The sequence below is a fragment of the Microbulbifer maximicatervae (SeqCode) genome (assembly GCF_056231245.1).
The window spans coordinates 2,394,217-2,411,179 of record NZ_CP174334.1; the positions used below are offsets into that span (position 1 = coordinate 2,394,217).

The window sequence follows — 16,963 nt, forward strand, 5'->3', positions numbered from 1 at the left end:
TGCCCCCAGGTGAGCTTTATGGCGGATCGCAGCAAAACGATTAAGGTAGATTATCTCGCTCGGGTCGAAGGGGAGGGAGCCCTCCATATCGACTACGACGATAGCGGCGTACAAAATGTACAGCTCAAGATTTTTGAGCCCCCAAGGTTCTTCGAAGCCCTTCTCAGAGGGCGCGATTACTTGGAAGCCCCAGATATCACCGCACGCATATGTGGGATCTGCCCGGTGGCCTACCAGATGAGTGCTGTGCATGCCATGGAGAATGCCCTGAACCTAAAGCCCGGCGGCGTTTTGCGTATGCTTCGTCGATTGCTTTACTGCGGTGAATGGATCGAGAGCCATATGCTGCATATCAGCATGCTCCATGCGCCGGATTTCCTCGGCTACCCCAATGCAGTCGCAATGGCTAAGGATCATCCAGAGATTGTTAAGAACGCGCTGGAGATTAAAAAGGCGGGCAATGCCCTGGTTCGCCTTATTGGTGGGAGGGAAGTACACCCGATTAATGTGAGGGTAGGGGGTTTCTACAAGGTTCCGGAAGCCCGAGAACTCACAGCCTTGGTAGCGCAGCTGGAAATGGCCCGGGGTCTCACCGAGCAACTGGTGCGCTGGTCCGCAGCTTTGCCTTTCCCCAGCTACGAATGGCGAAGGGATAATCACTACGAATTTGTCGCTCTAACGCACCCGTCAGAATACCCAATGAACGAGGGCAGAATCACCTCCAGTGCGGGACTCAATATTAGCGCCCAAGACTATGAGAACCACTTTGCAGAAGAGCACGTCGCTCACAGCACCGCGCTGCACTGTACTTTACGGGAGCGGGGTGCCTATCTGGTGGGCCCCATCGCACGATACAACCTTAATCGCGACAAGCTGTCGCCTCGAGCATTGCAATTGGCTGAGGAGATCAACTTTACCGCCCCCTGTTTAAATCCCTTCCAAAGCATCCTCGTTAGGAGCCTGGAGGTACTACATGCCTTTGAGGAAGCTCTGCATATTATTGATAGATACCAACCCCCAGCCGAGCCTCACTTAAAGACAGAGCCGAGAACCGCAAGCGGCTGTGCAGCCACCGAAGCACCCCGTGGGCTTCTGTATCATCGCTACGATATTGATGAGAAAGGCAAGATTACGACGGCAAAAATTGTCGCTCCCACCTCACAAAACCAGAAGACCATCGAAGATGACCTCCGCTTGATGTTGCCGAGCTTTATGCACTTTCCTGAGGATAAATTACAGGGGCTATGTGAACGGGCGATAAGGAATTACGACCCCTGCATTTCCTGCTCCACTCACTTCCTACAGCTACATTTGAATTATGGGCAAGCGCAAAGTAAGCAATCCATGGTTACTGGTAAGCCTGGGCAACCCCCTGCGCGGTGATGATGGAGTAGGGCCACATATCATCGCTCGACTTCGCCAAAAACTTGGAGGGGCGGTGGAATTCCTCGAAAGCGGTGGCGATATTTTACATTTGCTCTCGCAATGGAAAGGTCGATGGGTTTGCCTTGTAGACGCCATGGTAAGCGATCAGCACCCTATTGGGGAAGTCGTCGCCATTGATGGTCTAGGCAACGCATTTGCTCCATCGATGTGCAATACATCAAGCCATGGATTTGGACTGACCGAAGCGCTGATCATGGGAAAACATATTGATTCGCTGCCGGCACATCTGGATGTTTTTGCGATCAACTCAGAAAGTCTGGCAAAAGGACAGGGGTTATCGCCCAAAGTGGCCAGTGCAGCCCATCGAGCAGAGCAAATGATTATCGCGCACCTAACGCTATACAGCGGAGACCACTATGCACGAACAGAATCTCATCAAAAACCTGATCGATAAAATCCAAGAACTGGCCTCAGATGAACCTGGCAGGCCGATCGGCGTTCGCTTGCGCTTAGGTGCCCTGGCGCATATGTCTGCAGCGCATCTGAGGGAGCATTTTGACAGGGAGATACTCGGGACTTCTCTCGAGGGGATTAAGCTGGAAATTGATGAGCTTAAGGATATTAATCACAAGGAAGCCCAGGATGTAATCCTGGAGAGCTTAAAGTTTGAGGAGACCGATGGCCACTGAACGCCGCCGGATTGAAATCGCCGGATTGGTGCAGGGAGTAGGATTCCGGCCCTTTGTCTATCGCTTGGCCGATAGCTTTCAATTAAAAGGTTGGGTGGCCAACTATAGCGGCGGCTTGAGAATTGAAGTCCAAGGCAAAAGCCGGGAAATCGAGAAGTTTATCGATAAGTTATCTTCAGAGAAGCCTCCCTACAGTCGCATCACTCACATTGAATCCTATCCGGTGGCTCTTCAAGCAGAATACGGTTTTCGAATCTTACCCAGTGTCCGTGATGCCAGCAGCTCAACCATCGTCTTACCAGACCTGGCTCCCTGTGATGATTGCCTCAAGGAATTGTCAGACCCCAATAATCGCCGCTACGACTATCCGTTTATTAGCTGCACTCTTTGTGGCCCCCGCTACAGCATCATTTACAAACTGCCCTACGATCGTGTCAACACCTCCATGCACCACTTCCCCCTGTGCGGAAAGTGCTCTGGGGAGTACCGGGACCCCCTCAATCGGCGCTTTCATGCGGAGCCCAATGCCTGCCCCCAGTGCGGCCCTCAGTTACTTTTCTGTAATACTGCCGGCGTTACAATTGCGAAGATGAGTCGGGCACTATCCAAAGCCCTTGATGCCCTTGCCCAGGGGAAAATTATTGCCCTTAAAGGGGTAGGCGGCTTTCAACTGTTAGCCGACGCCTCCAATGGTAAGGCGCTCGCCAACTTGCGCCAACGCAAACAACGTCCGCATAAGCCGTTCGCGCTTCTATATGACGAGCTGAAAAGTGTCTGCCAGGATTGCTGCGTCTCGGAGCAAGAGGCACAGCTACTATCAACCCGAGAAAGACCGATTGTTCTATTGGAAGCAAAGGATGACAATCACTCCAGGATACATCCGTTGGTCGCTCCAAATCTTGCCGACTTGGGGGTGATGTTGCCTGCATCACCCTTGCATTACTTGCTTGCGCGTAAGTATCGAGCCCCCCTTGTCGCTACTAGTGGCAACCTTGCGGAAGAGCCTATCTGTACAGAAAATGATGAGGCGTTCGAGCGCCTGGGTAAAATCGCTGACTACTTTCTGATACACAATCGCCGAATTTTGCGCCCGCTGGATGACTCTGTACTCAGGGTGGTCAATAACCGTCCGCTGATGTTGCGTCGAGCCCGGGGCTACGCGCCACTTCCCATCACCTTGCCTGTTCCAGGCACAAAGGGCGAAGGTGAACGCGAGAGCTTCCTGGCCCTGGGCGCGGACCTGAAAAACACAGTTGCACTGTCTCACGCCGGGTGGGCTTATCCGAGCCAACATATTGGCGACTTAGGTAGTGCCAATACCCTGAAGCACTTTAACCAAACTATTGGCGATCTCACGAAACTACAGCAGTGCCGCCCGAAAAAATTAATCCACGACCTCCATCCAGGCTATACCTCTCACCGCTGGGCCATGAAGCAAAGAGCTGTGCGTATTGGCGTTCAGCACCATATTGCCCATCTATTCTCCTGCATGGCAGAACACGCTCACTCGGGACCTGCACTGGGAATCTGCTGGGATGGAACTGGTTACGACCGCAGTGGCATTGTTCGCGGTGGGGAATTCTTTCACTGGAATGGACAGTCTCCAGTCAAACACATCGCCAGCTTTCGCACATTCCCGTTGCCAGGCGGTGAAAAGGCCGTACGGGAGCCCAGACGCTCTGCGGCTGGACTTTTGTATGAAATCTCCGGGTTTGTCGCCCTGGAGAATCGACAGTTAAAGCGCTGCTTCACCCTTGGTGAGCGTCAAAACCTGGTCACCATGCTAAAAGGTGAGATTAACAGTCCACCGTGTAGCTCTGTCGGCCGCCTATTCGATGCGGTATCCGCACTCCTCGGACTGACCACGCATACCAGTTTTGAAGGGCAGGCAGCCATGGCTCTTGAACAGTGCGCCCGTGGCGTCAGCTCTAAAGACAGCTACCCCTTTAGCTTTATTCAAAAAGGGGACCTGCTTGAGCTGGATTGGACACCCTGTATTAGTGCTTTGATCTACGATGAAAACCGATCACTGCCACAAAGGGCCGCTGCATTTCACAACACCCTCGCGCAGATGGCGCTGGCAGTAGCAACGCAACAAGGTGAAAAGAATATCTTTCTGTCCGGCGGTGTTTTCCAGAATAAGCGGCTTACCGAAACCGTCACTGCGCTCCTGGAAAGCCAGGGCTTTTCAGTTCACAGCCACAGTGAGGTCCCCCCAAATGATGGCGGAATATCGCTGGGCCAAATCCACTACGCACAGTGTATGGATGCTGCTGGGCAATCATTGGGAGAGGAGAGTTCCTAGTGTGCCTGGGAATTCCCGGAAGAATCGAATTAATAGAGCAAGAATCAGCCATGGAGCGCACTGGAAAAGTTTCCTTCGGCGGTATCAGTAAAGCTGTAAATTTATCATTGGTACCTGAGGCTGAAGTAGGAGACTACGTGATCGTTCATGCTGGAGTCGCGATCAGCAAGTTGAGAGCAAAAGAAGCAAATAAGGTTTTCGAGTACCTCAAAACATTGGGTTGAGTCAGCCTGTAATGAAATACCTCAAGGAATACCGCAACGGCGAGAACATCAAGCTAATTGCGGCAGAGATTCAGAAAGTCACTACTCGCCCATGGACTCTAATGGAGATCTGTGGAGGGCAAACCCATGCCATCGCAAAATACAACTTGCAGCAATTACTGCCCGAGGAGATTCAATTAGTACACGGACCCGGTTGCCCGGTTTGTGTCACACCTCAGGAAATCATCGATAGAGCTATTGCGATTGCTGCAATGCCCAATGTTATCTTCTGCTCCTTTGGCGATATGTTGCGAGTCCCCGGTTCAGATCGAGATTTACTAGAGGTCAAAGCTGCCGGAGGCGATGTCCGTATTGTCTACTCGCCGCTGCAAGCGCTCAATGTGGCAGAGCAGAACCCCACCAAGCAGGTCGTATTCTTTGCGGTGGGTTTTGAAACGACTGCTACCGCCAATGCCCTGGCGCTGTCCCTCGCCAAGCAAAAGCAAATCGACAACTTTTACGCATTGATATCCCAGTTTTTGGTTACACCGGCGATTCAATCGATATGCACCCGTGAAGACTGCCGGATTCAAGGTTTCCTAGCTGCCGGCCACGTTTGTGCAATAACCGGATATCGGCAATACCGCAGCTTGGTGAAAAAGCACCAGATTCCAATAGTGATCACAGGCTTTGAACCCCTGGATATTCTTGAAGGCGTACTCCGGTGTGTCCGTCAATTAGAGAGTGGTCGCAGTGAAGTAGAAAACCAATATCAGCGCGCGGTTACTAAAACAGGTAATACCGTTGCCCAAGACTTGATTAAACAGGTTTTTAAAGTAGCAACACAACAGTGGCGCGGCATAGGTGAGATTCCTGCTAGCGGTCTGGTATTGAGCGATGATTACTCAGGATTCAATGCAGAACAAACATTCAATCTGCCAGCATTGAGCATTTCTGAGAACAGGGGCTGTATCAGTGGGGATATTATGCTGGGGCTAAAGAAGCCCGGGGACTGCCCTCACTTCGCTAAGACCTGCCAACCCCAGCAACCGCTGGGGGCGCCAATGGTTTCCACTGAAGGCGCTTGCGCGGCCTACTATCGCTACCAGAACCAGGTGGAATCGAATGAATCTGCAGTGTCCAATTCCACCAACCGCTGACGAGGTCGTACGCCTTGGCCATGGCAGCGGTGGGGAGATGACCCAACGCTTGATCGATCAATATATTCAACCTGTCTTCTCTAATCCCTGGCTATCCCAGGCCCATGACAGTGCAACACTTCCATGGAAACCGGATCAGCTCGTATTTACCACCGACTCCTTTGTAATCTCACCGCTTTTCTTTCCCGGAGGAAACATCGGTGAGCTCGCCGTTTATGGCACCGTCAACGATTTGGCCATGGCAGGCGCGGAACCCAAGTTTCTAAGCTGCGGCTTGATTCTCGAAGAGGGGTTACCCCTGAAAACTCTCCAACGGGTTCTGATCTCGATGGCTGAGGCTGCCCGGAACTCAGGAATTACCTTAGTCACCGGCGATACCAAAGTGGTAGAGAAAGGGAAGGGGGATGGGCTCTATATCAATACCAGTGGCATCGGTACCCTGATAAGAGAACAACCCATTGATCCCAACCGCATTTGCCAGGGTGATTCTATTATTCTATCCGGCGATATTGGCCGCCACGGAATGGCGGTAATTGCCTGCCGCGAAGGACTCGAGTTTGAAAGTGATCTCCTCAGCGACTGTGCACCACTGAATGGTGTAGTTGCACAAATGATCAATGCCGGAATTGAAGTTCATTGTCTGCGAGATCTCACACGTGGTGGGCTTGCCACTGCACTGGTGGAGCTAGCAGAGAGCTGCGGAAAAACCTTCATTTTGGAAGAAAGCAAAATTCAAGTATCCGATGCCGTACAGGGCGCTTGTGAAATTTTGGGCCTCGACCCACTATATGTCGCAAACGAGGGACGTTTTGTCGCTATTGTCCCTGAAGGCGCCTCCAAGCAGGCAATTTCCATCCTTCAAGAAGCAGCAGCGGAAAGCGCCTGTGGTTTTATCGGTACAATTGAACAAAGAAATTGCGCCCAAGTCATTCTGAAGAACAGCTTGGGATGCGATCGGTTATTACAACGGTTACCAGGGGAACAACTACCGAGAATTTGCTAAGGATTTTATTGGCAGAATATTCATAGAATTAATCAGTTCCTCTCACCTTCAAGATCCTAACCTTTATTTAGTCTTGGATATTGCTGACCCATTTGGCCTGCGATTAATAAGACCCACAAGCCTTTTAACCGTTGATTTTTCCGCTGTAGCGGTAAGTAGTAGGGCAGGGAATATACATGAGAGCCACCGCATATTTTGCAATTTCGTTACTTTTAACCTCCACAATCCCAATTTTCGCTAACGCTCAATGGGCAATACCAGAAGTTGGGCCTCAAGGTCATCCAGACAAAAGGTGCAAACGGGTTAAGCCGCGTTTTGACAAACTATTTAAAGCACCGATCGACGAGTGCTTTAACGGTATTGGCCAACCCTACCCGGAATTGGTCGATGGGGTATGTTCTGCGGGGGAGCCTAAACGCAATAGTGCACAGATCTGGGGAATGGCTGAATCTCCCAAGTTTTTGTATTGGGGAACAGGTGCCAACGTTCCTTGTACCGCACAAGCGGCCCCGGATGCAGTTTTGACTCCAATATTTGCGCCAAACCAGGGATGGGTATGCGAATTCAATCAAGGGATACTGGCCCAGGAAAACCCCAACCTTAAAAACCTTGGCGATTGGCGGGCACCGACAGCTTACCGCATGGACACTTGTACCCTGGAAGTAACAGAAATAACCCCCACTTATGACCCACTTCTTCAAGACACATTGGGGTTCCGCTCGGGTGGCTATGCTGACGATGTTATTTTTCTTGCGGGACCCGGCGGTGTCCAAGAAGGTATAGCCGGCGAGGGCGGCGGTAACAGCATCATTATGATGGCTTGGCAGGCAAGTACCGGGCAGTACTTGGGATCGAAAAGATTCCCTGAGTATTCAAACATCCGTAAGTTTTTAAATTACAAAGGTGTGTTGTACACAGGCGTTCGATTACAAGAAGACCTGGGTGGATCAGGCCAAGTCCTTCGCTGGATGGGCGATCTGCATGATCCATTCAAGTTTGAAGCAGTGGGAACCATGGAAAGCACCCCTGCAAACCTGACTGTACATAGAGGGCGTATATTTTCCTCCACCTGGCCCAATGTTAATACTCAAACTGGAGAAGTTCTGGCCTATTCGGGAATTGTAATGAGCCCCAGGATACCTCCCGGAGGCTTTAAGCCCAGTGATGTTGAAGAGTGGGAAGAGGTCTGGAACATCACTGAGTACGAACCAGACCTCATCAGTGCTCGGGCCTATGCGGGCGGAGACATTACATCATGGCAAGGAAAGCTCTACTGGGGCACGATTAACTTTCCATTAGGTGGTTTCAGAAGCCATGTTCAAGCCTATGGCGAAACCTGGGATACGCCTATTGGTGAATTGGGAACCATAATCGCAACTCATCGTGCAACCACTGTGTTCAGTGGTGACCGATTCACCAGAAAAAGTAAGAGAGATAAAGGGAAGAAGAAACCGAGGGTTAATGTCCTATATGGGTATCAAAGTGTCCAGGTTTGGGACCCAGATAGTAATGAGTTTGTGGATACTCAGACACTGGCTGGAGCCCCGAAGCTAGGCAGAGCCGGATTGGGTTGGCCATTTAATGTATACACTTGGCGCCTGGGAGTAACTGGAGACAATATGTACCTGGGTACCCTAGATGTCAGTAAGCAATTTGCAGCTCTAATAGAGAGTGGAACTGACCCCGCAGGTGAACTTCCAGCAGAACTACTTATGCTACTGGAAAACGCACTATCCAACCCGGTAACATCTGGCGCAAAGCTCTATCGATTCCTCTCGCCAAATCAGCGCGCTATTCCTGCAACTATAAATGGTGTGGGCAATTCAGCTAACTTCGGTTTTAGAACGATGATTAATCACCCAACCTTCATGTGGCTTGGAACAGCGAACCCCTTTAATCTCAACCCCGATGGCGGTTGGGAGCTATATCGATTCGCTCCTATCGCCCCCAAGAAACCGAAATGGGTTAATGGTATGCAACAGGATTAATTCATCGCCATATCTATCTGACTAGCTGGGTCTGCTCCCCATTTTGGGGAGCAGACCCAATTAGGTTGCGTTCAATATTTGAACATATAGAATCAATACTCAAAATAGTTAAAAATCACTGAGTACCTCATGACAATCTCCACATCCTTAGCTCTGTTCATTTCAATGCTAGTTCTAGCACTGATACCTGGGCCGGGAGTATTAGCTGTTGTTTCCCGGTCAGTGACACTCGGCTTGCGCCAGGGATTAATTACAGTAGTGGGAATTGTTGTAGGTGATTATTTCTTTATTTTGTTAGCTCTGCTTGGCCTAGCAACGCTAGCCGAAACCTTGGGGAGCTTATTCATCGTTATTAAATATGCTGGAGCAGCCTATCTTATCTGGCTGGGAATGAATATCTTTCTCTCAGCAAAGAAAAGACAAGTCGACCAAAACCAAATAGCAACAAGCCACTCCCATAGCAGCTTTTCAAGTTTTCTACTGGGCTTAGTCACCACGCTGGGTAACCCGAAAGCTATTCTTTTCTACGTAAGCTTCTTTCCAGCATTCCTCGATCTAACTCGTGTTGCTTCTTTGGACATTGCAATTATATTTGCAATTGCAACGCTAGCCGTAGGCAGTGTGATGGCCGGTTATGCGTACCTTGCCTGCAAGGCACGGTCAACAATCAGTCAATCAGGAAAGACCCCGGCTCTAAAATACGGCTCTGGGGCTTTACTTATAGGAAGTGGTGTTTTTATTGCGGCAAAGAGTTAGTGCCTCCACTAGATGCAGAAGTAATAGACCTAAGGAGCCTCTGAGTAACTCCGTAATGCCTCTGCGGGTCTTGAAGGCTGCAGATGTTAGGCGCAGCTCGCCGCGAATGGCCGTAGCCCTTTGCAAGAGCTGCAACGCAGCAGCTGTGGCCTTCAAGGCCCGCCCTTCGGGGCTTGCAGAGCGATTCACACTCCGCGTTGCGACTTCTTGAAAGGTCTAGACATTCCTGCGAAGCCGCGCCTTGATTGTGAACCGCTCTGCATGCCAGAGGTATCACGGAGTTACTCAGAGGCTCCCTAATTACTGCTCTCTGTTAGTTAGTCAAAGGAGGACGACCGTTTTACTTAACTCCAAAGCTACTCACTCATATCAGCCTGCTAATGCTACTTTTAGTGCCTTCCTGATTATTTTTGCATCATCCAGTGCTCGATGAACTGTGAATTTGTCAGAGTCCTCCAGCTTTTCGCGCTCATTAATGAATGCTCTTAAGTGATTTTCAGAGCCACCTATTAGCTCCTGAATATCCCTGAGTTCAAACTCCTGATGAATGCCAGTATCAGAAAAAAGGGCATTGCACCAAAAACTATCCCAGAGCAGGGCATCACAATAGACAATTTGACCTGAAAGAATCCTGTTTGGGCTATAAGCCACTGTAGTTGAATCTATACCCTCGGATTCTAGCTTTGATCGGGAAATGTTATGTATCGATTCAGCATCATCGGACCAATAAGACCAGTGTGGCACTGGTTTTATTAGCGCCTGGTATTCCACTGTTTCAGAGCAGAGGACAACTTCTATAGGGTAGCTCTGCTTGGATAAGCCACTGGCTTCGAAGTCAATAATCCACATGATAAGAACGATAAGATATGGAAGAAAGGTAAAAGAACTTAGACCTCTTCCTTGCTACCTTCCAGTCTGCCTGCATTTTCAAGCCAATTGAACAAACATGTATCTTAAGATAGACTACAACTGATAATGATTATTATTTGTGACTTAAATTTAAACCCAGTAGATCGCTAAATACAAAGCTTCCCAGTATTGAAGGCAATATTTGCAACTACGAAACTCCATTTCTGTAAAGAATAAGCGCAATGTTCAAAAAATCCGCGACCTCTAAGCAAAGAAGGCTGGAAAACTTCAATGTCTAACCTGGTGGCTTTCCTACTTACTTATTTGGCTGTACTACTTATTTTTGTAACCAGACATAAAGATCTACAGCTCAGTAGTATTAAGCGCTTACAAAGAATTGCCTGGTGGGTGCTTCCGGTGAGTTCAATTCCTTATGGATTCCTATATGGTTGGGAGGTAGGGATACCCATCTGGCTTTGTGTCGCGATGTTCTGCGCTTTATTACAAGCACTGCTCGCCCCAATCAAACCTAATTGGCTGCTTCGCCATTTTCCGCTGTCAGTAGTGGGCTTGTTGGTATTAGAGCAGGCTCTTCTGACTATCGGATAACTCTATGGCTGCTTCAATAAAAATCAGTTGGCAACAGGTCGCCCTGACCATTGTGCTGAGCATTATCTTGATGTTTTCCAGCACGGTGATGCTATCGATTTACTGGCCGTCCGCCGAGCCAACAGAACGGATGGCAGCGGGATCTATGTTATCGACTCTTTTATGGGTCGGGTATATGAGTATGGGGTTACTCGCCGCCTCCACTTGGCGCGCAGCGGCATACCTACTGTCCCTGTTGCTGGTCGTGCTCGGACTAAGCGCTCTTTCTTTTTTATAATTTTCGGTCTAGCCAATTTAAATGCAACAGCGTAGCAATATCCTTTTTTACGAAATTCACTCCTGGATTGGGGTGTTATTTTCTATTCTGCTATTCGTAATTTCCTTTTCCGGCGTGGTCGCACTATTTGGCCACGAGCTGACCCAATGGGAACGACCCGAGCATCGTATTGCCTTCGATGCTGAAGCGCCTGTGGATGTAGATCGACTGGTCGCTCCGGTGCTCGCCGAGGCAAATATCGGTGAGGACAGCTTTTTTATGATCTCAATGCCAGACTACTACCATCCTATGCTGGAAGTGCTCTGGACTGATGCTGAAAGTGAGGAAACCGAGGTACGCCATATAAACCCCAATACCGGTGAAGTGCTGCCGCCCAGCGGCTCTGATTTCGCTGAGCTATTGACGTATATGCACACTGACCTACTGTTTCCCAGGCCTTTCGGACGCTACCTGGTTGGACTGATGGGCTTGGTGATGCTGCTCTCCATATTAAGTGGCATCATCATTCACAAGAAAATTTTTAAAGAGATGTTTAAATTCCGTGTGGATCGCAGCAGGCGGCTCAAATGGACAGACCTGCACAAAGTATTAGGGGTCTGGCCGCTACCGTTCCATATAGTGATTGCTTTTACCGGCGCAATACTTGGCCTGAATGGCATTATGATTCAGGTTGCTGCATTTTCTGCTTTTGAAGGTAATGTGGAAGCAGCAGTCGCCTCGGTAGTGGGGGAACATCCTGAGATAACTGGCGAGCCTTTGGAATCCAGTAGCTATAACCAAATACTGCTGCGCTACCAGGACCAAGTGCCTAATGCGAAACCCAAAGCCATTTATGTGGAGGCCTACGGGGATCGCAATCAGGTTGTCCAAGTCTCGGGCCAAACAAACGAGGCGCTGGTGCGCTTTGTTGATGTCAAATACCGCAGTGAAGATGGCGAAGTAGTTAACATCAATAACCCAGTGCAGGACTCAGGTCCGTTTATGCGGGCGTATTTTTCACTGACTCCACTTCACTACGCACTCTACGGTGGCTTCCTGATAAAAGCCCTGTACTTTGTGTTGGGATTGGCATTGTGTTTGATGATGGTAACGGGCACCGTTATCTGGCAGGTTCGCAAGGCACAGAGACAGAAGCTTCCCTCTGGTGATATTAATACCCGAGGTTCCGGCTGGTTCCTCAGTTTGCTCACGGTAGGGGTTTGTGCCGGTTTGGTTGTCGCCACCGCGGCTACTTTCTATGCCAATAAGCTGTTACCTCCCGGTGGTGGTGGCGATCAGCGCTTTCACTGGATTGAAATGGTGTATCTCTCTGTATGGGGAGTGGCCATAGCCTGGGCGATGTTGCGCCGCCAGATAAAACCTGCATTAGCAGATCTCTCACTTTGTGCAGGCTTGCTACTGTGCGGCATCCCGCTGCTGAATGCGCTGGTAACTGGGAATGGTCTGCTGGTCCCCTGGAAGTCCATCACTTTGCCAGTAGTCTTCACTGACCTGGGCGCCCTGGTAATGGGTGTCATTTGCCTCTATTCGAGCAGATATATCTATAGGCAGGTATCCCAGTCAAAGCAGTCTGCAGATATACCCCAAGCTGTTGCCGCCCAATAACGGGCTATTTCCTGCGAGATGGCGAATGCCATCTCGTAACCTCAATAGAATCTGTACAGCACTGGAATAGGGCGCTGCAACCTATCCCAACTACACACTTTACCTTCCACTCAATTACTCTCGAAGAGAGTGGTATTTGCTTTCAAGCATTCAGAGGACGCTACTTTTTTCACAACTTACATATGGGATGAGTGTGTCGTTGGGATGGATAAACCCAGAACATTCTTGCCCCCTCCCGAACCGAGATTTTCCCTAACTCCCGTCACCAGGTATGGAAATATCAAAACCATTTAAAATGGCAGAGACCTGATGATAGCCAGCCACGAGAAAGACCAGTTCGGCGGCGCCCTCGTTACCGAAAGCACTCACGGCCATCTCCCAAGTAGCCTTTGGCAGGCGGCCTCCAGCTGCAAGTGATGCGGCGACATCATAAGCAGCGGCTTCCTCAAAAGTTAGGTCTATCGGACGCTGGCCCGCTGCGATAGTGGCAATTTTGCTCCTTGCCAACTCACTTTTCTCACCAATAACCGTATGGGAGTACAACTCATAACCCGCTTTAAAATGAGCTGCGGTGATTAGAATCGCAACCTCCCGAGCAGCCTTAGGAAGCGTGGGTTTGTCCGCAATAGCCTTGATATTGTCCCACCAGGGCTTTCCAAACCTGGGATATTGCAGTGCTGGTGCCCAGGGCCCCAGTAAAGCGCCATCCTTGCGCTTCTTGATGAAACCTGTGAAATACCCCTTCATCTCATTACTCATATCTTCGTAAAGAGGTTTCTGTTCTTCGCTGAGCTCTTCTGGTGGGATGGCAGGGATACGCAACTGACACCTCTCTTGTCCAATTGGCGATTCAGATTTATCACACACAAAGATTCTAGCCCGACAGAACGCAAGAATAGGGATGCCTATTTGAAGAGTTGCAATTAAGAGCTAGTTAACTGCCGAACTTTGGCTCAGGAAGCCCCTGAACTCCAAGCCCGTGAACGGCTAAGATACAGCCCGGTTGAGGATGTCGAGCCAGTTCCCCTTTAGTGAGGAATGACTGCTGAGATGTGACAAACAGTGTCTCATAATTATTACCGCCAAAAGCGATACAGGTAGGGCTGCGAATCGGCAGGTCGATCTCTCTATCAAGCCTTCCTTTGGGATCCACTCGCAATATTTTGCTCCCAAGATTCAACGCAAACCAGTAAAACCCCTCCGTATCTACCGTTGCACCGTCGACAATTCCTGGTTGTCGGTCTTCAATGGAGAAGAAAGGGCGCCGGTTACTAATCCGGCCGTCACTGATATCCAGATCGAATACGTAAACCATATGTCCAAAGGTATCCCCGAAATACATTCGCGTATCTTCAGGGTCAAAAGCAATGCCGTTGGCTACAACAAAGCGAAAATCCTTATCGGCCTTTCGGTAAGTTAAATCGGGCTCCAAACAATAGAGATAGGAAGATTTGTCTTTAAAACGCACATCCATACTACCGCACCAGAAACGTCCATAGCGGTCCACTTTGCCATCATTCAAACGACTGTGGGGCCTACCGGGTTCAGGATTAACGATTGTATCGACACGCCTGTTTTCCAAGTCGATCGCAAAGAAACCGGAGCATCCACCTCCGATCATTCCGCCTCCACGGCGGAAGCCAAAGGAGCCTATTTGTTCAGGCATCTCCCAGGTCTTGCGTTCGCCTGTTTCGATATTGAAACTTCTTATGGATGGAGGCCGGGCGTCAGTGGGGTCAGATTCGGGGTTAACGTGATCAGCCCAATAGATAGACTTGTCTTCCGCTGACCAAATCGGTGTCTCGCCCAATCCATCATTGCACTCCCATAGACACTCGATTTCTACCACCGTAAATCCTCCAATATGAAAAGTGCGCATTCACACCGATGAAGGGAGCGAGTACCTAATGAGTCGTAAGGCTAATTTTGTGATTCCAAGTTAAGAAGGCCGAATAAGAATACCCGGCCCGTAAAAGCCAATATGGCTTGGCTTACCACTAAAAGACCATCAAAAACTGAAAGTCCACCCAGGAATCCAATTCAAAGCCCAGGCTTCCATTACTTTATCAAGCCCACTCAAGACCAGTATCCCGAGTAGTAATAGTATAAGACCTAGTACTGTTTTGCCTCCAATCGCGAAAGCCCCAACTGATGGTGACAGTCGAGTATAAATCTGCCTCGATAGCCCCCCAGCCACTAAAAGCGCTGTACCGGTACCTAGTCCGAAAGCAAACATCACCATAAATGACTGCCCCAATTGTTGGCCCATGGAAGCCAGTGCTATAGCGGCACCCAGGGTAGGGCCAACACATGGCAGCCAGATGATTCCGGTAAGGAAGCCAATACCAAACTGCCCAGCCCAAGCTCCATCACCGGTAATGCTCGCCCCTGCGGTGATTTTTGATAAACGCAAGGTCAGCCAATCGGAAAGTGGTTTGATCAACAAGACTAATGCAACCGCCACTAACATTATCGCGGCAATATAGCGGAAGAGTTCTGGGTCTAATCCTAAGGAGACCAATAGAAAGCTCAGCACCGTACCTGCCAATGCAAATGACAAGCTCAGCCCAATCGCCAACGCGTACGGCCCCCAGCGCCCGGCACTACTAGAAGCCCCGACAACCATTGGCACCAATGGCCAAACACAGGGAGAGAGAATACTGAGAGTACCCGCGATCAAAGCCAGGGGGATGGCGCTAAGCTCAAGCATTGTCAGTGCAAGCCTTAACTGAATCGAAGATATTCTGCTGAATTACATCGGCACGAGTTTCGGCAACACTGAACCACACTTGTTGCTCCCCATTAAACAGTAGTAGCGTTGATTGCCGAGGAGCGCGGAAGTGCTTAACCCACTTTTTCTGGGAGTCGAAATCCACATTCAGGATCGTAAGGCCACATTGGGCATTGTCCCTCTGAAACTGCGTCAGAATCTCGCCCTGCTTTTTACAGGTTGGGCACCAATCTGCTCTCACATCGATCAAAATGGGTCGTTTGGCGGCTTGTAACTCCTTGAATCGTTCTTCGGAAAATGGCTCTGATGCTAGAGCGAATGGCATAGAAAAAACTAATGTAGCGGCGATCAAGGTGCGAAGAGCTAAGCGGATAAATTTCATACAATCCATATCCTTAGTGGCAGGGTATAAGCCCCAATTTGAAGACAGTCTGTTTAGATACCCATCTTGGTCGTATTGGAGTGCAATTTCTTACAGTAAGGCTAAGAGGATTTGTTTGACTAGGAACCCTGGGGCGATTCTCTGTGTATTCAGGAACGAAGAAGGCTAACTGGAGGAGGGTGATGGCCTCATTGTCAAAAAGTAACAACCAGGTGAAGTTGGAGCCTCCAAAGAACTTATAAGGTCTGTGGGAGTCCTACCTGTTATCGCACTAATCACAGAGTTTTTCGGAAAAGGATTTTGGCCAGGTCTATTGAGATATGGTCTACGAAGTAGATGGATTTTAATACGACGACACCTGCACTCTCCAACATCAAAACCACCAAAAATTGGCGCTTTGCAGTCTCAGTACTTATTGCTATTGGAACCCATATAGCACTGATAGTTGTTCCAGTATCAATAGCTCCAAGTCCAACTCCTAGAACCAACACGTCGCTAGAAGTCAATTTACTGGCCCCATTTACTTCTCTGCCTTCTACGTCTCCGCCAACTGCTGAAGAACCGAGCGTAGTATCAGAGCAGGATACCGCTCCGACAGATGCAGTAACCGTTACTAGCCCACCAATATCTGATAGTTTGAATAAGGTGAAGCCAGCCAAAATAGAAGAGCCACCACCCAAATTGGAAGGAGCATTAGAGGCAAGGCCCCATTCCGAGGATCTCCCAACTGCGCCAAGGTCAGGGCGACAACCGTCTGTATTCAATCCCGCTCTTGAGAGAAAAATAGCCAGGGAACGCAACAAAGTCCGTCGATATCAGCCTACAGAAAACAGATACCAGACCTCGACAGGAACCTTTGTTCAAGTTGGAGACCGCTGTTTTGATGTTAAAGAGCTACCTGCTACAAATACAGACAGTGATCTAAACCCATGGTTTGGTGCGAAGTGTCCAGATAATTCCAGATCACAAGCAGAAATCGATCGATTGGCTGAGAAATATGGGATTCCATGAAGCTGCTGG

Annotated in this window: 18 protein-coding genes; 13 read left to right on the forward strand and 5 right to left on the reverse strand. The window is 49.5% G+C overall.

Going from position 1 to position 16,963, the window contains the following annotated elements:
• Nucleotides 1-18 precede the first annotated feature (18 nt).
• The 9 genes from ACJJIS_RS10400 to ACJJIS_RS10440 all read left to right on the forward strand — a co-directional run bounded on the left by ACJJIS_RS10400 (nucleotide 19) and on the right by ACJJIS_RS10440 (nucleotide 9,490).
• Entirely contained in the window at nucleotides 19-1,383 is a 1,365-nt protein-coding gene (locus ACJJIS_RS10400; protein ID WP_475710218.1) for a Ni/Fe hydrogenase subunit alpha, read from the forward strand.
• The gene (locus ACJJIS_RS10405; protein WP_475710219.1) at nucleotides 1,319-1,840 is read left to right on the forward strand and encodes a hydrogenase maturation protease; all 522 of its coding nucleotides are present in this window, start codon (nucleotides 1,319-1,321) and stop codon (nucleotides 1,838-1,840) included. The genes ACJJIS_RS10400 and ACJJIS_RS10405 overlap by 65 nt, the downstream gene beginning before the upstream one ends.
• Entirely contained in the window at nucleotides 1,803-2,075 is a 273-nt protein-coding gene (locus ACJJIS_RS10410) for a hydrogenase/urease maturation nickel metallochaperone HypA (protein WP_282932830.1), read from the forward strand. Before ACJJIS_RS10405 ends, ACJJIS_RS10410 begins: the two co-directional genes overlap by 38 nt.
• Nucleotides 2,065-4,380, forward strand: coding sequence for a carbamoyltransferase HypF (hypF, locus tag ACJJIS_RS10415; protein WP_475710220.1), 2,316 nt, complete (start codon nucleotides 2,065-2,067; stop codon nucleotides 4,378-4,380). Before ACJJIS_RS10410 ends, hypF begins: the two co-directional genes overlap by 11 nt.
• Nucleotides 4,380-4,604: a HypC/HybG/HupF family hydrogenase formation chaperone gene (locus tag ACJJIS_RS10420; protein WP_444897323.1), complete on the forward strand. Its 225-nt coding sequence runs from the start codon at nucleotides 4,380-4,382 to the stop codon at nucleotides 4,602-4,604. Before hypF ends, ACJJIS_RS10420 begins: the two co-directional genes overlap by 1 nt.
• Nucleotides 4,605-4,615: 11 nt before the next feature.
• Entirely contained in the window at nucleotides 4,616-5,743 is a 1,128-nt protein-coding gene (gene hypD, locus ACJJIS_RS10425; RefSeq protein WP_475710221.1) for a hydrogenase formation protein HypD, read from the forward strand.
• Entirely contained in the window at nucleotides 5,709-6,746 is a 1,038-nt protein-coding gene (hypE, locus tag ACJJIS_RS10430; protein WP_475710222.1) for a hydrogenase expression/formation protein HypE, read from the forward strand. Before hypD ends, hypE begins: the two co-directional genes overlap by 35 nt.
• Nucleotides 6,747-6,922: 176 nt before the next feature.
• Nucleotides 6,923-8,734, forward strand: a complete 1,812-nt coding sequence (locus ACJJIS_RS10435; RefSeq protein ID WP_445358335.1) for a hypothetical protein — start codon at nucleotides 6,923-6,925, stop codon at nucleotides 8,732-8,734.
• A gap of 129 nt (nucleotides 8,735-8,863) precedes the next feature.
• Nucleotides 8,864-9,490 (forward strand): LysE family translocator, encoded by a 627-nt coding sequence (locus tag ACJJIS_RS10440; RefSeq protein ID WP_475710223.1) that lies wholly within the window; start codon nucleotides 8,864-8,866, stop codon nucleotides 9,488-9,490.
• A gap of 369 nt (nucleotides 9,491-9,859) precedes the next feature.
• On the opposite strand, the gene ACJJIS_RS10445 is transcribed toward ACJJIS_RS10440, so the two are convergent.
• Nucleotides 9,860-10,339, reverse strand: a complete 480-nt coding sequence (locus tag ACJJIS_RS10445) for a hypothetical protein (RefSeq protein WP_475710224.1) — start codon at nucleotides 10,337-10,339, stop codon at nucleotides 9,860-9,862.
• 291 nt (nucleotides 10,340-10,630) lie between these two features.
• On the opposite strand from ACJJIS_RS10445, the gene ACJJIS_RS10450 reads away from it, so the two are divergent.
• From ACJJIS_RS10450 to ACJJIS_RS10460, 3 genes are read left to right on the forward strand one after another with little or no spacing between them, the layout of a single operon-like run.
• Nucleotides 10,631-10,948, forward strand: coding sequence for a hypothetical protein (locus ACJJIS_RS10450; protein WP_475710225.1), 318 nt, complete (start codon nucleotides 10,631-10,633; stop codon nucleotides 10,946-10,948).
• 4 nt (nucleotides 10,949-10,952) lie between these two features.
• Nucleotides 10,953-11,225: a hypothetical protein gene (locus ACJJIS_RS10455; RefSeq protein WP_475710226.1), complete on the forward strand. Its 273-nt coding sequence runs from the start codon at nucleotides 10,953-10,955 to the stop codon at nucleotides 11,223-11,225.
• A 21-nt stretch (nucleotides 11,226-11,246) separates the two neighbouring features.
• Entirely contained in the window at nucleotides 11,247-12,830 is a 1,584-nt protein-coding gene (locus tag ACJJIS_RS10460) for a PepSY-associated TM helix domain-containing protein (protein WP_475710227.1), read from the forward strand.
• Nucleotides 12,831-13,082: 252 nt separating this feature from the next.
• Here ACJJIS_RS10460 and ACJJIS_RS10465 read toward each other — a convergent pair whose 3' ends face one another.
• The 4 genes from ACJJIS_RS10465 to ACJJIS_RS10480 form a co-directional block, all read right to left on the reverse strand.
• Complete coding sequence (locus tag ACJJIS_RS10465; protein ID WP_413661969.1) at nucleotides 13,083-13,652, reverse strand: carboxymuconolactone decarboxylase family protein; 570 nt, start codon at nucleotides 13,650-13,652, stop codon at nucleotides 13,083-13,085.
• A gap of 112 nt (nucleotides 13,653-13,764) precedes the next feature.
• Entirely contained in the window at nucleotides 13,765-14,709 is a 945-nt protein-coding gene (locus ACJJIS_RS10470) for an SMP-30/gluconolactonase/LRE family protein (RefSeq protein WP_475710228.1), read from the reverse strand.
• A 129-nt stretch (nucleotides 14,710-14,838) separates the two neighbouring features.
• The gene (locus ACJJIS_RS10475; RefSeq protein ID WP_445354201.1) at nucleotides 14,839-15,540 is read right to left on the reverse strand and encodes a cytochrome c biogenesis CcdA family protein; all 702 of its coding nucleotides are present in this window, start codon (nucleotides 15,538-15,540) and stop codon (nucleotides 14,839-14,841) included.
• A complete protein-coding gene (locus ACJJIS_RS10480) occupies nucleotides 15,533-15,943 on the reverse strand; it encodes a thioredoxin family protein (RefSeq protein ID WP_445354200.1) in 411 nt (136 codons plus the stop codon). The genes ACJJIS_RS10475 and ACJJIS_RS10480 overlap by 8 nt, the downstream gene beginning before the upstream one ends.
• Nucleotides 15,944-16,279: 336 nt before the next feature.
• Here ACJJIS_RS10480 and ACJJIS_RS10485 point away from each other — a divergent pair, with 336 nt between their 5' ends.
• Entirely contained in the window at nucleotides 16,280-16,954 is a 675-nt protein-coding gene (locus ACJJIS_RS10485) for a hypothetical protein (protein ID WP_445354199.1), read from the forward strand.
• Nucleotides 16,955-16,963: the final 9 nt, after the last annotated feature.

Coding starts and splice junctions, on each gene's coding strand:
- hypE (WP_475710222.1), top strand. CDS start 5,709: ATGAATCTGCAGTGTCCAATTCCACCAACCGCTGACGAGGTCGTACGC.
- ACJJIS_RS10435 (WP_445358335.1), top strand. CDS start 6,923: ATGAGAGCCACCGCATATTTTGCAATTTCGTTACTTTTAACCTCCACA.
- ACJJIS_RS10480 (WP_445354200.1), bottom strand. CDS start 15,943: ATGAAATTTATCCGCTTAGCTCTTCGCACCTTGATCGCCGCTACATTA.
- hypF (WP_475710220.1), top strand. CDS start 2,065: ATGGCCACTGAACGCCGCCGGATTGAAATCGCCGGATTGGTGCAGGGA.
- ACJJIS_RS10410 (WP_282932830.1), top strand. CDS start 1,803: ATGCACGAACAGAATCTCATCAAAAACCTGATCGATAAAATCCAAGAA.
- ACJJIS_RS10485 (WP_445354199.1), top strand. CDS start 16,280: ATGGATTTTAATACGACGACACCTGCACTCTCCAACATCAAAACCACC.
- ACJJIS_RS10445 (WP_475710224.1), bottom strand. CDS start 10,339: ATGTGGATTATTGACTTCGAAGCCAGTGGCTTATCCAAGCAGAGCTAC.
- hypD (WP_475710221.1), top strand. CDS start 4,616: ATGAAATACCTCAAGGAATACCGCAACGGCGAGAACATCAAGCTAATT.
- ACJJIS_RS10440 (WP_475710223.1), top strand. CDS start 8,864: ATGACAATCTCCACATCCTTAGCTCTGTTCATTTCAATGCTAGTTCTA.
- ACJJIS_RS10455 (WP_475710226.1), top strand. CDS start 10,953: ATGGCTGCTTCAATAAAAATCAGTTGGCAACAGGTCGCCCTGACCATT.
- ACJJIS_RS10405 (WP_475710219.1), top strand. CDS start 1,319: ATGGGCAAGCGCAAAGTAAGCAATCCATGGTTACTGGTAAGCCTGGGC.
- ACJJIS_RS10400 (WP_475710218.1), top strand. CDS start 19: ATGGCGGATCGCAGCAAAACGATTAAGGTAGATTATCTCGCTCGGGTC.
- ACJJIS_RS10450 (WP_475710225.1), top strand. CDS start 10,631: ATGTCTAACCTGGTGGCTTTCCTACTTACTTATTTGGCTGTACTACTT.
- ACJJIS_RS10475 (WP_445354201.1), bottom strand. CDS start 15,540: ATGCTTGAGCTTAGCGCCATCCCCCTGGCTTTGATCGCGGGTACTCTC.
- ACJJIS_RS10470 (WP_475710228.1), bottom strand. CDS start 14,709: ATGCGCACTTTTCATATTGGAGGATTTACGGTGGTAGAAATCGAGTGT.
- ACJJIS_RS10460 (WP_475710227.1), top strand. CDS start 11,247: ATGCAACAGCGTAGCAATATCCTTTTTTACGAAATTCACTCCTGGATT.